Consider the following 15,047-nt stretch of genomic DNA (forward strand, 5'->3'; position numbering starts at 1 on the left):
GGAGAGGGTTATGGGGGGCTGATGCGATTCGGGGTGCTGGGCCCGTTGACGGTGTGGGGCCAGGGGGGCGAGCCGGTCCAGGTGCCCGAGGCGAAGGTCCGCGCGCTGCTGGCCGACCTGCTCGTCCACGTGCTCGTCCACCGGGGCGCGCCCGTATCGGCCGACCGGCTGATCGCCGACCTGTGGGGCGGGCGTCCGCCGGGTGACGCGCCCGCCGCGCTTCGGGTGAAGGTGTCGCAGCTGCGCAGGGCGCTCGGCGACCGCGAGCTGGTCGCCTTCCGCGCGCCCGGCTACCTGCTGCGCGCCGCGGCCGAGGACGTCGACGCTGGCCGGTTCCGCGCCCTGCTCGACCGGGCCCGGCGCGACGACGACCTCCGCGCCCGGCGCGCGCTGCTCACCGAGGCGCTGGAGCTGTGGCGCGGACCGGCGTACGCCGACTTCGCCGACGAGGAGTTCGCCCGCACCGAGATCGCGCGGCTGGACGAGCAGCGGCTGGCCGCCCTGGAGGAGCTGGCCGAGACCCGCCTCGCGCTGGGCGAGCACGGGCCGCTCGCCGCCGAGCTGGCCGGCCCGGTGACCGAGCATCCGCTACGCGAGCGGCTGCGTGCCGTGCACCTGCGGGCCCTGTACCAGGCGGGCAGGCAGAGCGAGGCGCTGGCGAGCTACGCCGACCTGCGCGAGCGGCTGGCCACCGAGCTGGGCGTGGACCCCGGCCCCGAGCTGGCCGCGCTGCACCAGGCGATCCTGGAGCAGGACCCCGCGCTGGAACCACCCAGCCGGCCGCCCACCCCGCCCGCCACCAACCTGCCCGCGCCGCTCACCCCCCTGATCGGCCGGGACGCAGCGGTGGCCGAGGTCCGGGCGCTGCTGTCGGCCAACCGCCTCGTCACGCTCTCGGGCCCGGGCGGGGTCGGCAAGACCCGGCTGGCGCTGGAGGTCGCCGCCGACCCGGGCCGGGCGTTCCCCGGCGGCGTGTGGCTGGTCGAGCTGGCCGAGCTGACGTCGGCCTCCCCCGCCGAGGTACAGGAGGCCGTGGCCACGGTGCTGGGGCTGCGTGACGACGTGCCCGCCCCGATGGCCGACCGGCTCGCCGCCGCGTTGCGCGCCGGCGACACGCTGCTCGTGCTGGACAACTGCGAACACGTGGTCGAGGAGGTCGCCGCGCTGGCCGAGCGGCTGCTGCGGGCGGCACCCGGTTTGCGGATCCTGGCGACCGGCCGGGAGCCGCTGCGGATCGCGGGCGAGACCCTGTGGACGGTGCCGCCGCTCGGCGGCGAGGCGGCCGCGGAGCTGCTGCGGGCCCGTGCGGGGGTCGGGCTGGACGACGAGGAGGCCGTCGCGGAGGTCTGCGCGCGGCTGGACGGGCTGCCGCTCGCCCTGGAGCTCGCCGCCACCCGCATGCGGGCGCTGACGCCGCGCGGGCTCGCCGACCGCCTGGACGACCGGTTCCGGGTGCTCGCCGTGGGGCGGCGCGGCGGGCCGGCCCGGCAGCAGACGCTCCGCGCCGTGATCGACTGGAGCTGGGAGCCGCTCACCGAGGAGGAACGGCTCGTGCTGCGGCGGCTCGCCGTGCACGCCGGCGGCTGCACGCTGGAGGCGGCCGCGGCCGTGTGCGCCCAGCCCGGCCTGGACGTCATCGACACGCTGACCCGGCTCGTGGACCGCTCGCTGGTGGTGCCGACGGCCGACGGCAGATACCGGTTGCTGGAGTCCGTGGCCGCCTACTGCGTCGAGCGGCTGGCCGAGGCCGGCGAGCTGGCCGAGCTGAGGCTGCGGCACGCCCGCCACTACGCCGGGCTGGCCGAGCGGGCCGAGCCGCACCTGCGCGGCCACGGGCAGCGTCACCACCTCGCGCTGCTCGACGCCGAGAGCGCCAACGTGCGGGCCGCCATCGAGCACGCCGTCCGGCTGGGCGCCGCGGACGAGGCGGTGCGGCTGGTCAACGCGATGGCCTGGTACTGGGTGCTGCGCGGCAGGTTCGGCGAGGGCCGGCGGGCGCTGGAGAAGGCGCTGTCCGTCTCCGGCGACCCCCAGGCCCGGCTCTGGCTCGACGGACTGACCCTGCTGTCCGGACGGCTGCGCCCGGTCGACCCGGATCTGTTCGAGGCCGTGGCCGACCCGGTGCGACGGGCGCGGGCGCGGTGGTTCATCGGCTACGCGAGCTTCGGTTTCGACGACCTGTCGGTGAGCGTGGGCCTGGTCGAGTCGGCGCTGGCGGCGTGCGAGTCTCTGGGCGACCGGTGGGGCACGGCCGCCGCGCTGAGCGTACGGGCGAGCTGGGCCGGCATGCGCGGCGACCTCGCCGCGCTGCGCCGCGACGGCGAGCGCGGCCTGGCCCTCTTCCGCGAGGCCGGTGACCGGTGGGGTGAGATGCGCTCCGCCGAGAACCTCGGCACGCTCGCCGAGATCACCGGCGACTACGAGCGGGCCGCCGAGCTGCGCCGCGACGGGCTGCGGATGGCCGAGGAGCTCGGGCTGCTGACCGCCGTCTGCGACGCGCTCTCGCGGCTGGGCCGGACCGCCATGCTGACCGGCGACCACGCGCTGGCGGACGACTACCACGAGCGGGCCAGGGCGCTGGCCGTGTCACAGTCCAACCGGCCCGCCGAGGAGTTCGCCGAGGTGGGGCTGGCGCTCAGCGCCCGCAGGCAGGGGCGGCTCGACGAGGCCGAGCGCCTGCTGCGCAAGTGGATCGACTGGGTGCGGGAGGTGTCGGGGGCGCCGGGGGCGGCGCTGATCCTGGCCGAGCTGGGCTTCGTCGCCGAGCAGCGCGGCGACGCGGCCGCCGCCCTGTCCGCGCAGCTCGACGCGCTGGAGGCGGCGCGCGAGGTCGGCGACCCGAGGGCCGTCGCGCTGGCCCTGGAGGGCCTGGCGGGGGCCCGCGCGCTGGGCGGGGCCCACGAGGAGGCGGGACGGCTGCTCGGCAAGGCCGCCGCGCTCCGCGGCTCGGCGGGCGCGCCGCTGCCGCCCGCGGAGCGGGGTGACGTGGACCGGATCATCGCCGGGGTGCGTGCCGCGCTGGGCGACGCGGCCCTCGCCGTGGCTCTGACCGACGGTGCGGACGCCCCCCTTGACACCCTCCTCCCCACCCCGGCCTGACCACCCCGGCCTGACCACGCCGCCCCTCTCGACGCCTCCCCACCCCGGTCCGATCGCGTCGCCCCCTCCCACGACGGCCTGATCGCGTCGGGTCATGTGGGGATGGTTTCCCTCTCGGCCGCCGGGTCGGGGGTGGTGGGCGGGTGGCCGGTGGGCGGGACCTGGCGCAGGGTCACGGCGGACAGGATCGCCGCCACCAGGAGCACCACGGCGCCGGCGGCGGCGGTCACGGCGAGGCCGTCCGTGAAGGCGGCCCTGGCACCGTCCAGCAGCTCGGCCGCGACGGGCGCCGGCTGGCGTGCCGCGACGGTCGCGGCGCCGCCGAGCGTGTCGCGGGCCGCCTGGGCCGCCTCGGCGGGCACTTCCTCCGGTACGGTGAGCCGCGCCCGGTAGACGGCGGCGGCCAGGCTGCCGAAGAGCGCCAGCCCGAGCGCCCCGCCGAACTCCTGGGCCGTCTCCGACAGGGCCGCCGCCGAGCCGGACCGCTCGGGCGGCGCGGAGCCCACCACCATGTCGGTGCCCAGCACCAGCAGCGGCGACCCGCCGAGGAAGAACAGCACCTGCCCGGCCACCAGCGGCCCGATCCCGGAGCCGGCCCCGACCTGGGCGAGCAGCACGAACCCGGCCACGCTCACCAGCAGTCCGGCCGCTCCGACGTACCCGGGCCGGAAGCGGCGGGCCAGCGCCGGCGACAGCACGAACCCCACGATCACCGCCACGGTGGGCGGCAGCGACCACAACCCGGCCTCCAGCGGCGACAGCCCGGCCACGAGCTGCAGGTACTGCCCGGACAGCAGCCCCACCCCCGGCCCGACCATGATGACCAGCAGGAGCGTGGCCAGGGCGCCGCCGAACCGGCGCTCGGCGAACAGCTTCAGGTCGATGAGCGGGTCGGCGAGCGTGCGCTGCCGCCGGACGAACACGACGGCGAGCGCCAGCCCGGCCGCCACGGACAGCGCGGGGGTCCAACCGGTGGCGCCGGAGGCGAACTCCTTGACGCCGTAGATAACGGCCAGCGCCGCCGTGATCGACAGCACCACGCTGGGCAGGTCGATCCGCCCCGACCGGGGGGCCCGGTACTCGGGCAGCAGCAGCGGACCCGCCACCAGCAGCACCGCCATGACCGGTGCGCCGAGCAGGAACACCGACCCCCACCAGAAGTGCTCCAGCAGCACCCCGCCCACCAGCGGCCCGATCACCATGCCTCCGGTGAACCCGGTCATCCACAGGCTGATCGCCACCGTGCGCTGGGCCGGATCACGGAACATGTTGCTGATCAACGACAGCACGGACGGCATCAACGTCGCCCCGGCGACGCCCAGCAACGCCCGCGCGGCGATCAGCGACTCGGCGTTCGGCGCGTAGGCGGCCAGCACGGAGGCGGCGCCGAACGCCGCCGCCCCGATCAGCAGGAGTCTGCGCCGCCCGATGCGGTCGCCGAGTGTCCCCATGGTGATCAGGAACCCGGCGATGAGGAAGCCGTAGATGTCGTTGATCCACAGGAGCTGTGCCCCGGTCGGCCGCAGGTCCGCGCTCAGCGCGGGGACGGCCAGGTGCAACACGGACACGTCGATGGACAGCAGGAGGGTGGGCAGGATGAGGACGGCCAGGCCGGTCCACTCGCGTTTGCCCGCACGGTTGACGCTCATGAGGGAAACGTAGGACCTCAACAATGCTTGAGGTCAACGTGCTGCCGCCGAATATCGTCGTTCCGCCCCCGACCGGGCCGCGTCCAGTTACTCTTCGCAGGTGCTCGCAAACTCAGAGTAAAGGAGGCGGCATGCGGCGAGTGGTGGTGCTCGCGGCCTCGGGGGTGGTGGTCGCGGGCCTCGGGGCCTGCGTCCTGCTGCTGCCGGGCGACGGCACTCCGGGCGCGGCACAGGCGGGCGGTGCGGCGCGGGCCACCGCGCCCGGCCCCGCCGACCCGCTCACGACGGAGGAGATCCAGCGCGCCGCCGCCCTGGCGACCGCCGGGATGCGCGCCCATCTGGCGGCCGGACGGGCCCAGTTGCTCTACGTCGAGCGCGACGACGCCAAGGACGGTGAGGGCGCGCGGCGGGCCGAGGCGTACGTCTACGACTACGCCCGCGACGAGCTAACCGTCCGCACGGTGGACCTCGGCGAGGGCCGGGTCGTCCGCGAGGTCACCGACACGGGGGTGCAGCCGCCGCCGTCCCGTCAGGAGGAGACGCGCGCCGCCGAGCTGCTGCTGCGCGATCCGCGGTTCGGCGACGGGGTCAGGAGCGCCTACCGCAGGGCCGCCGGCCGGGAGCTGGGCTCGGCGGCCGACCTGTCCCTGCGCGGGCTGATCCACTCCGCCTCGCGCGGGGCCTGCGCCAGGCACCGCTGCCTGCGCCTGTTCGTCCGGCTGCCCGACGGCACCTTCCTCGACACCAGCCGCATCGTCGTCGACCTGTCCGCCAAGAAGGTTCACACCCTGGAGTGGTGACGTGTTCCTCCGACTCGCCCTCGCGGCCTTCGTCGCCGCGGCGGCGCACGCCTCCCCCGTGACGATCGCGGCCCCGGCCGCCGCCGCGTGCGCCGCGCCGTACCTGATCGACAAGACCCTGCCGAACGGCGCGCGCTGGCAGATGTGCTGGGAGATGCGCACGATCGAGGGGCTGACCCTGCGCAAGGTGGTCTACACGCCGCGCGGCGGCGCCCCGACCAGTGTGCTGCGCAGCGCCGCGCTCGCGCAGATCCACGTGCCGTACGACAGCGGCGAGCCGCGCTACCACGACATCGGCTCGCTGGGCGAGGCCGCGTTCGCGCTGACCAGCGGTGACTGCCCCGGCGGCGAGCGGCGGGCCGAGAAGGTGTGCGTCCTCGACCGGGCACGCGGTCACGCGCACCTCAAGGACGGCTACGGCGACCCCGCCGAGCGCAGGTCGCGGCAGGGGCGCGAGCTGGTGGTGCTGGCGGCCTACCAGGTCGGCTGGTACACCTACGTCTCGGAGTTCGTCTTCGGCGACGACGGCTCCATCACCCCGCGCCTGGGCGCCACCGGGTCGCTGGCCGGCACCGTGACCACGCCGAAGCACGGCTGGCCAATCGGCGTCGGGCACAGCCATTTCGAGGAGTCGCACAGCCACAACGTGTTCTGGCGGATGGACTTCGACGTCCACGGCGGCTCGCGGGACGTGGTGGAGCAGTACGACTTCACGGGCGACCAGACGAAGAAGCGCACGATGAAGCGCACCCGTCTCACCCGCGAGACGCGGGCCGTGAACCAGCGCATGCGCTGGTGGCGGGTGGTCGACCCGAGCGCGCTCAACACCGACAGGCATCCGATGTCGTGGGAGATCAACAATTCCGACAGCGCCGAGTACCGCGGGCCGGCCGACGAGGCGTTCACCCGGGCCGACCTCTACGTCACCCAGTACAAGGCGTGCGAGCGGCTGGCCACGCAGAACCCGTCACCGCGCTGCCGCAGGTCGGTGGACAAGTACGCGGGCCGCGAGCGGCTGACCGACCCGGTGCTGTGGGTGAACGTCGGCTTCCACCACGTCGCCCGCGACGAGGACGCCGACCCGATGCCGATCCACTGGCAGGGCTTCCGGATCACCCCGCGCGACGTGACGGCGAAGAACCCCACCCCATAACAGGACAACTCCCACCCAAACCCCACCGATCTAGCCGCATAAACGTGATATTCACAACTTCCGGTGATTGTCGCGGTGAAAGCGGGCAGTGCCTGGGTTGGACGGTCGTCGTAGGGCAGGGTTGGGAGCATGCCGATGAGGACAGAGCTCGACCGCCTCGCGGGCGGGGCGCACCATGATCCGCATTCGATCCTGGGTGCGCACCCCGTCGCGGGCGGTGTCACGTTCCGGGCGCTGCGCCCGCTCGCCGAGCGGGTGCGGGTGGTGCTGGAGGACGGGACCGCCCACGACATGAGACACCAGGCCCACGGGGTGTTCGAGGTCACCGTGCCCGGGCTCGACAAGGCCCCCGACTACACGCTCAGCGTCCAGTACGCGGGCGGCGAGCCGCACGAGGTGCGCGACCCGTACCGGCACTGGCCCACGCTGGGCGAGGTGGACCTGCACCTCATCGGCGAGGGACGGCACGAACGACTGTGGGAGGCCCTGGGCGCCCGGGTGATGCGGCACCAGGACGTCGAGGGCACCGCGTTCGCCGTGTGGGCGCCCAACGCGCGGGGCATCCGGGTGGTCGGCGACTTCAACCACTGGGACGGCACCGCCCACCCCATGCGCTCGCTCGGCGGCTCGGGCGTGTGGGAGCTGTTCGTCCCCGGCATCGGCGTGGGCGAGCGCTACAAGTACCAGATCCTCGGCGCCGACGGCGTGTGGCGCGACAAGGCCGACCCGATGGCGCGACGGACCGAGGTGCCGCCGCAGACGGCCTCGGTCGTCGAGCAGTCCGCCTACGCCTGGCAGGACGACGAGTGGATCGCCGCCCGGGGCGCGACGGCGCCGCAGCAGGCCCCGATGAGCGTCTACGAGGTGCACCTGGGGTCGTGGCGGCCCGGCCTGTCCTACCTGGAGCTGGCCGAGCAGCTCGTGGAGTACGTGGTGGACCTGGGCTTCACGCACGTGGAGCTGCTCCCGGTGGCCGAGCACCCGTTCGGCGGTTCGTGGGGCTACCAGGTGACCTCCTACTACGCGCCGACGGCCAGGTTCGGCACGCCCGACGAGTTCCGGCACCTGGTGGACCGGCTGCACCAGGCGGGCGTCGGCGTGCTGCTCGACTGGGTGCCCGCGCACTTCCCCATGGACGACTGGGCGCTGGCCCGCTTCGACGGCACCCCGCTGTACGAGCACGCCGACCCGGCCCGCGGCGAGCACCCCGACTGGGGCACGTACGTCTTCGACTTCGGCCGCAGGGAGGTGCGCAACTTCCTGGTGGCCAACGCCGTCTACTGGCTGAAGGAGTTCCACATCGACGGGCTGCGCGTGGACGCGGTCGCCTCGATGCTCTACCTCGACTACTCGCGGCGTGAGGGCGAGTGGACGCCGAACGTCTACGGCGGCCGCGAGAACCTCGACGCCGTCGAGTTCCTCAAGGAGATGAACTCCGTCGTCTACCGGGAGGCCCCGGGCATCTCGACGGTGGCCGAGGAGTCGACGGCATGGCCGGGGGTGTCCCGGCCGGTGCATCTGGGCGGGCTCGGGTTCGGGTTCAAGTGGAACATGGGCTGGATGCACGACACGCTGGCCTACCTCCAGCACGAGCCGATCTTCCGCCAGTACCACCATCACCAGCTCACCTTCTCGCTCATCTACGCCTACTCCGAGAACTACGTGCTGCCCCTGTCGCACGACGAGGTCGTGCACGGCAAGGGGTCCCTGCTGGGCAAGATGCCGGGCGACGAGTGGCAGCGCTTCGCGCAGCTCCGCGCGTTGCTGGCGTTCATGTGGGCGCATCCGGGCAAGCAGCTGCTGTTCATGGGCGGCGAGTTCGGCCAGGGGTCGGAGTGGTCGGAGGAGCGCGGGCTCGACTGGTGGGTGCTGGAGTTCGACGGCCACCGGGGCGTGCAGCAGCTCGTCCGCGACCTCAACCGGCGCTACAAGGAGCTGCCGGCGCTGTGGGAGCGGGACACCGAGCCCGAGGGGTTCCGGTGGATCGACGCCGACGACGCGCCGGGCAACACGTTCTCGTTCGTCCGGTACGCGGCCGACGGGTCGGCGCTGGCCTGCGTGGTCAACTTCAGCGGGGCGCCGCACGAGGACTACCGGCTCGGGCTGCCGTACGGCGGGGAGTGGGCCGAGGTGCTCAACACCGACGCCTACGACTACTGGGGCAGCGGGGTCGGCAACATGGGGTCGGTGGAGGCGGTCGAGGACCCGTGCCACGGGCTGCCGTACTCGACCCGGCTGCGGGTGCCGCCGCTGGGGGCGGTGTGGCTGTTCGCGGAACGCCCCGAGAACACCGAAACCACCGAATCCGACGAGCCCGGAAATGTCGCATGAAAGTTGGCTGAGAAAGGGGTTCCGGATCTGTGCGCGCGGGGTGATTCCTCCTAGACTCCGAAGATCACCCCCTTCTCGGAGGACGCGTGCGACTTCGCCCCCTGATGGTGTGCTCCGTCATGCTGGCCCTGCTCGTGGCCGCCCCCTCGGTCCCGGCGTTCGCGGCGGAGCCCGGTCAGGAGCCCGTACCCGCGGCACCGACGCCCGCGCCCGCCCCGACACCCACACCGACGCCGGGCGGGCCGGCGGAGAAGCTGGAGGGCGGCCTGGCGGTGGACGAGGGCCGGGTGCGCGCCATCGTCGAGCTGACCGACCCGGGCCAGCGCGCGCCCGTGGCGGCCCAGGCGGCCGAGGCGAGCGTGGACGTGGTGCTGCGACCTCGGACGCAGCCGTTCATCGTCGTGGAGGGCACCGCGGAGGAGCTGGCCACGCTGGCGGACGACCCTCGGGTGACGTCCATCCACCGCGACCGGGCCTACCCCCCGTCGCTGGCGTCCAGCCTCAAGCTGATCGGCGCCGACCAGGCGCACGCCCAGAACCTCACCGGCACCGGCCAGGCGGTGGCCGTCCTCGACACGGGCATCGACCGCGACCACCCGGCCTTCGCCGGCCGGATCGTGGACGAGGCGTGCTTCTCCGCCGTGGAGCCGGGCGTGGAGTCGCTCTGCCCGAACGGGCAGCCCACGCAGACCGGGACCGGAGCCGCCGACGCCGAGACCCCCAGGTGCCTCGACGGCGGCGTCAACCTGTGCGAGCACGGCAGCCACGTGGCGGGCATCGCCGCCGGCGTGGCGCCGGGCGCGGGGATCGTCGCGGTGCAGGTGTTCAGCCGGGTCAACGACGAGGAGATCTGCGGCGAGGCCTCGTGCCTGCTGGCGTACGAGTCGTCGCTGCGGCTGGCCATGGAGTACGTGGCCGGCCTGCAGCGGCCGGTCGCCGCCGTCAACCTCAGCCTGGGCGGCGGGCTGTACGACGCCTCCTGTGACGACACCGAGGAGGGCCGGGCCTTCCGGCCGGCCGTCGAGGCGCTGCTCGCCAGCGGCACCGCGACCGTGGTGGCGGCGGGCAACGAGTTCCACGAGGGCGTCGCCTTCCCCGCCTGTCTGTCCGCGACCGTCGCGGTCGGCGCGAACGACGACGCCGACGCCATCGCCGACTTCTCCAACCGGGGACCGCTGCTCGACCTGTTCGCGCCCGGTGTGGAGATCGAGGCAGCCGTGCCGGACGACGCCGCTGCGGTGCACAGCGGCACCTCCATGGCGGCCCCGCACGTGGCCGGCGCGCTCGCGCTGCTCAGGGCGCAGTCGCCGCAGGCCCAGGTGACCGAGCTGGTGGACAGGCTCAAGGCGGCCGGCCGGCCGTACGCGTACGAGGCCGGCGGCGCTCAGGTGAGCACGCCCCGGCTGGACGTGCTCGCGGCGCTGACCGGGTCGGCGCCGCAGCCGGTGATCACCCAGACGCCGGCCCCCGGCGGCCCCGATCCCCAGCCCGAACCGTCCGGCGGCAGCGGCCCCGCGCCCACACCGGGCGACCCGGGCGGCGACCAGGGGCCCGAGGACCCCGGCACGGGCACGCCGCCCACTCCCGTCCCGCTGCCGACGGTCACGGTGACGGTGACGGTCACGCCGAGGCCCGCGGCGGCGGTCTGCACCCGCGGCACGGCCGGCAAGCGCCTGACGGCCGCCAAGTGGGCCGTGGAGATCCATCGCGGCAGCGGCACGATCCCCGACGCGACCCTCACCTGCTACCTGAAGCTCGTGCAGAAGGCCAGCAAGGTCTTCCCCGAGCTGACCCGCGCCTCGACGCTGGGCACGGCCTACCGCACGCTGAAGGCGACCAGGACGGCCAGGCAGCGGCTGGACAGCGCGCTGCTCGTGGGCTGGCTCAACTGGGCGCACGGGACGAACGGCACCACGAAGCTCACCGGCGCCGAGAAGGCGCGGCTGAGCTCCAAGGCGACGGCCGCGACGCTGAAGAAGGCCGCCGGCAGCCTCTGAGGCTCGGAAGCTCCGGGTGCGAGAGCGGTGACGAACATCGAGCACCGGTCCAAGATGTGTCGCTTAGGGTGGGTTTCATGGACGCAGGGAAGGCGATCTTCGAAACCGTTGACCGGATCCGCCAGCGGCGCAACGCTCCGCTGGTGCTGGAGCTCGATCTCACCGAGGGGCTCACCGACGGACCGCCCGGCGACGCGCTCACCGCGGTGCTGTCCATGCGCAAGCCTCGCCTGTCCGACGTGCTGGCCGGCCTCCGGCGCGGCCGCGCCGACTCCCGCGTCAAGGCGCTGGTCGTCAGGCTCGGCGGCCATCCGCTGGGGCTCGGCATGGTGCAGGAGCTGCGCCAGGCCGTGGTCCGGTTCCGGGCCGCGGGCAAGCTGACCGTCGCCTTCGCCGAGACGTTCGGCGAGTTCGGCAACGGCACCGTGCCCTACTACCTGGCCAGCGCGTTCGAGCGCGTCTACCTGCAGCCGAGCGGCGACGTGGGTCTGACCGGCGTGGCACTGGAGCAGCGCTTCGTCAAGGGGACCCTGGCCAAGCTGGGCGTCGGCTACGAGATGGGCCAGCGCCACGAGTACAAGACCGCGGCCAACACCTTCACCCACGACCACATGACCGAGCCGCACCGCGAGTCGATGGAGCGCATCGTCGAGTCGGTCGTGGAGCAGTTCGTCGCGGGCATCGCGGAGGGGCGCCGGCTCGACCCGGCCAAGGTGCGCGAGCTGGTCGACCGGGGGCCGTTCCTCGGGGCCGAGGCGGTGGAGGCCGGGCTGGTGGACCGGCTGGCCTACCGGGACGAGGTGTACGACGAGGTCAAGGCGGCCGCCGGGGACGACGCGCACCTGCTGTTCGTCTCCCGGTACGCCAAGGCCGCCGCCGTGCGCAAGCTGCCGAACCCGACGGCGGCCGGGATCGCGCTCGTGCACGGCAGCGGGCAGATCAGGTCCGGCCGCAGCGGGCGCAGCCCACTGGGCGGGGGCGGGGCGATGGGTTCCGACACGGTCGGCGCCGCGCTGCGTGCCGCCCGCCGGGACGACCACGTCAAGGCCGTGGTGTTCCGGGTGGACAGCCCCGGCGGCTCGTACGTCGCCTCCGACGTCATCTGGCGTGAGGTCGTGCTGACCCGCAAGGTGAAGCCGGTGATCGTGTCCATGGGCGACCTGGCGGCCTCGGGCGGCTACTTCGTCTCGATGGCCGCGGACGTCATCGTCGCCCAGCCGGGCACGCTGACCGGGTCGATCGGCGTGTTCGGCGGCAAGCCCGTGGTGTCGGAGCTGCTGGACAAGATCGGGGTCAACTCCGAGCTGGTGGCCGAGGGCGCGAACGCCGGGATGTTCTCCACCACGCGCGCCTTCTCGCCCGAGCAGTGGGAGCGGGTCAACGCCTGGCTGGACCGCATCTACGACGACTTCGTGGGCAAGGTCGCCGAGGCCCGCTCGCTGACCCGGGACCGCGCCCACGAGCTGGCCCGCGGCCGGGTCTGGACCGGCGCCGACGCCCGCGAGGGCGGCCTGGTGGACGAGCTGGGCGGTCTGGAGGACGCGCTCACGCTGGCCCGCAAGCGCGCCGGCCTGGCGGACGACGCCCCCGTGCGGGTCTACCCGCGGCTGAACCCGCTGGAGCGGCTGCGCCCGGCCGAGTCGAGCGAGGACAGGACCGCGGCGCTGACCCGGCTGCGGCTCGACGCCTGGGGGCCGCTGGCCCGTCTGTCCGCCGAGCTGGGCCTGCCGGCCACCGGCCCGCTCACCCTGCCGGGCTGGTACACGATCCGCTGACGGTGTAGCCGTCGTAGTCGTTCCAGCCGGGGTCGTTCACCAGGTCCCGCCAGGTGGGCCAGGTCTGCCCGGTCACCTGGCGGACCAGTTCGCCGGGCACGGTGAACGGCGGCGCCTTGTGCGGCTTGACGAGCGCCTGCCCGACGATCGCGTCATGGAGCACCGCGGCGCCGTGCAGGCGCGGCAGCACGGCGTGGATGCGGTCGGCGTAGCCCGGCGGCAGCTCGGGGCCGTCGCCCCCGATGTCGTATCCGGCGCCGGTCGTCACCAGCGCGATCTCGGGCCGCTTGCGCAGGGCGATGTCGCGGCACAGGTGCAGCGCGACCGCGTCCCACACCACCTCGACCTTCTGCGGCGGGAGCCCCTGCTCGGCGAGAAACTCGGCGGCCAGGTCCGCGCCGTCGAGCTCGAAGCGCTGGTCGCCGTCGCCTCGCTCGCTGAGCCCGGCGTCGTGCAGCACGCAGCCCAGGAACAGCAGCTCGTCGTCGTAGTCGCGGCCCGGTCGCAGCCCCTGGTGCTCGCCGAGGAAGCGGCCGTAGAGGTACGTGCGCATGCTGTGGTTGAAGATCGCGGGATGCTCCATGCTCCGTGCCAGGCGCATCGCCTTCAGCGTCAGGGTGGTCCAGGGAAACGGCAGGTCCCCGTAGGCGTCCATCGCGTCGTCCTTCCTTCGGGACGCGACGGCACGCGCCCCAACCTTCAGAGTGCCTGAAGCCTAGCGCAGGCTTCAGGCACTCTAAAGGTTGGGCTCAGCGGCTCAGCGGCTCAGCGGCTCAGCGGCTCATCGGGCGATAGCGCCCGCGCAGGCGGACCAGGGGATGGAGGGTGGGCGTGACGTAGCCGACCGCGAGCACCCGGCCCAGGAACAGGGTGTGGTCACCGGCGGGCACCACCTGCGCGGTCTCGGCCTCCAGTGCCGCGACGCCGCCCTCGACGACCAGCGCGCCGGAGTGCTCCCCCCGATGATGGGGCGTGCCCGCCACGAGGTGGCGGGCACTGGGACGGCCGGCGGCGGCGAAGCGGCTGGCGACGGCGGCCTGGCCGGACGACAGCAGGGAGGCCGCCCAGCGGTCCTGGCGCAGCAGCACCTCACACAGGTAGCCGCGGCTCGCCAGGCTGACCAGGACCATCGGCGGCTCCAGCGAGACGGACATGAGCGCCGACACGGTGGCGCCCAGGTCGTCCCGCCCGTCCCGCACGGTGATCACGGCCACGCCCGCCGCGAGCTGGGCCATGGCCTCGGTGAACAGGCCGTCGGCGGGCTCAGACACGGGCCGGCCCCCCGGCCGGGCAGCCGGTCAGCCCAGCCCGTTGGTGGTCAGCCATTCCTTGGCCACCGTGGCGGGCTCGTCCTTGTTGACGGAGATCTTCTGCATCATGTCGAGCAGCGACTGCGTCGTCAGCTTGGCGGACACGTCGTTCAGCACGGTCTTGACCGTGTCGGTCGCGGCGGCCTTGTTGAGCAGCGGCGTGACGTTCTGGGCGGGGAAGATGCTCTTCGGGTCCTGCAGCGCCACCAGGCCGTTGGCGGCCATCTTCGGGTCGGTGCTGAAGACGTTGCCGACCTGGACGGTGCCGTCCTTGATCGCGTCGGCCGTGGTGGGGCCGGTGGGCCTCCACTCCTTGAACTCCAGCCCGTAGACCTCCTTGAAGCGGGCCTCCCAGCGCTTCTTGAACTCCGGCGGACCGCCGACGACCATCTTCTTCGACACCTTGGCCAGGTCCTCCATCGTGGCGAGGGAGTCCTTGGCCTGCGTCTCCTTGGTCACCGACAGGGTGTCCTTGTCCTCGGCGGGCGAGGAGTCGAGCACCTCCAGCTCGGCCGGCAGCTTCTCCTTCAGCGCCGCGTTGACCTCCTCGGTGGTGGCGGCCGTGGCCTTCAGGTCGATGAACGACAGCAGGTTGCCGTTGTACTCCGGCACGATCGTCAACCCGCCGCTCTTGACCTGGTCGAAGATCACCTCGCGGCTGCCGATGCGCGGCTTCTCCTCCACCTGCACACCCTTGGCCTCCAGGGCCTGCGCGTAGATCGAGCCGAGCAGCACGCTCTCGTCGAAGTCGAACGACCCGATGACGACCTTGCCGCCGCCCCCGGCCGGGGCCGAGCCACTGGGCGCGGCGCTGGGCGCGTCGAGCGGGTTGCTTCCGCCGCCTCCGCCGCCGCAGGCCGTCAGGGCCAGCGCCGCCGACAGAAGCACCGCGGCGGTGCCGAACTTGCGTCTCATCACGATTCCCTCTCTTGC

At 73.7% G+C, this 15,047-nt stretch carries 10 protein-coding genes; 6 read left to right on the forward strand and 4 right to left on the reverse strand.

The window, feature by feature from the left end:
- The first annotated feature begins 21 nt into the window (after positions 1-21).
- Positions 22-3,099 carry a BTAD domain-containing putative transcriptional regulator gene (locus ACGF0J_RS23675; protein WP_393149126.1) on the forward strand — a complete coding sequence of 1,026 codons (3,078 nt, stop codon included), beginning with the start codon at positions 22-24 and terminating at the stop codon, positions 3,097-3,099.
- 92 nt (positions 3,100-3,191) lie between these two features.
- On the opposite strand, the gene ACGF0J_RS23680 is transcribed toward ACGF0J_RS23675, so the two are convergent.
- Positions 3,192-4,748 (reverse strand): MFS transporter, encoded by a 1,557-nt coding sequence (locus ACGF0J_RS23680; RefSeq protein ID WP_393149127.1) that lies wholly within the window; start codon positions 4,746-4,748, stop codon positions 3,192-3,194.
- A gap of 131 nt (positions 4,749-4,879) precedes the next feature.
- On the opposite strand from ACGF0J_RS23680, the gene ACGF0J_RS23685 reads away from it, so the two are divergent.
- The 5 genes from ACGF0J_RS23685 to sppA all read left to right on the forward strand — a co-directional run bounded on the left by ACGF0J_RS23685 (position 4,880) and on the right by sppA (position 12,804).
- The gene (locus ACGF0J_RS23685; protein WP_393149128.1) at positions 4,880-5,548 is read left to right on the forward strand and encodes a hypothetical protein; all 669 of its coding nucleotides are present in this window, start codon (positions 4,880-4,882) and stop codon (positions 5,546-5,548) included.
- A 1-nt stretch (position 5,549) separates the two neighbouring features.
- Positions 5,550-6,701 (forward strand): copper amine oxidase, encoded by a 1,152-nt coding sequence (locus tag ACGF0J_RS23690; protein WP_393149129.1) that lies wholly within the window; start codon positions 5,550-5,552, stop codon positions 6,699-6,701.
- Between the two features lie 135 nt (positions 6,702-6,836).
- A complete protein-coding gene (gene glgB / locus ACGF0J_RS23695) occupies positions 6,837-9,032 on the forward strand; it encodes a 1,4-alpha-glucan branching protein GlgB (protein ID WP_393149130.1) in 2,196 nt (731 codons plus the stop codon).
- 86 nt (positions 9,033-9,118) lie between these two features.
- A complete protein-coding gene (locus tag ACGF0J_RS23700; protein WP_393149131.1) occupies positions 9,119-11,029 on the forward strand; it encodes a S8 family serine peptidase in 1,911 nt (636 codons plus the stop codon).
- A 77-nt stretch (positions 11,030-11,106) separates the two neighbouring features.
- Positions 11,107-12,804: a signal peptide peptidase SppA gene (gene sppA / locus ACGF0J_RS23705; protein ID WP_393149132.1), complete on the forward strand. Its 1,698-nt coding sequence runs from the start codon at positions 11,107-11,109 to the stop codon at positions 12,802-12,804.
- Here sppA and ACGF0J_RS23710 read toward each other — a convergent pair.
- The 3 genes from ACGF0J_RS23710 to ACGF0J_RS23720 all read right to left on the reverse strand — a co-directional run bounded on the left by ACGF0J_RS23710 (position 12,773) and on the right by ACGF0J_RS23720 (position 15,029).
- The gene (locus ACGF0J_RS23710) at positions 12,773-13,459 is read right to left on the reverse strand and encodes an HD domain-containing protein (protein WP_393149133.1); all 687 of its coding nucleotides are present in this window, start codon (positions 13,457-13,459) and stop codon (positions 12,773-12,775) included. The two genes, sppA and ACGF0J_RS23710, sit on opposite strands and share 32 nt — an antisense overlap.
- Positions 13,460-13,577: 118 nt before the next feature.
- Positions 13,578-14,039, reverse strand: coding sequence for a flavin reductase family protein (locus ACGF0J_RS23715; RefSeq protein ID WP_393149227.1), 462 nt, complete (start codon positions 14,037-14,039; stop codon positions 13,578-13,580).
- Positions 14,040-14,102: 63 nt separating this feature from the next.
- Positions 14,103-15,029 (reverse strand): ABC transporter substrate-binding protein, encoded by a 927-nt coding sequence (locus tag ACGF0J_RS23720; protein ID WP_393149134.1) that lies wholly within the window; start codon positions 15,027-15,029, stop codon positions 14,103-14,105.
- Positions 15,030-15,047 lie beyond the last annotated feature (18 nt).

This window comes from Nonomuraea sp. NPDC047897 (assembly GCF_043204415.1).
Classification (GTDB): Bacteria; Actinomycetota; Actinomycetes; order Streptosporangiales; family Streptosporangiaceae; genus Nonomuraea.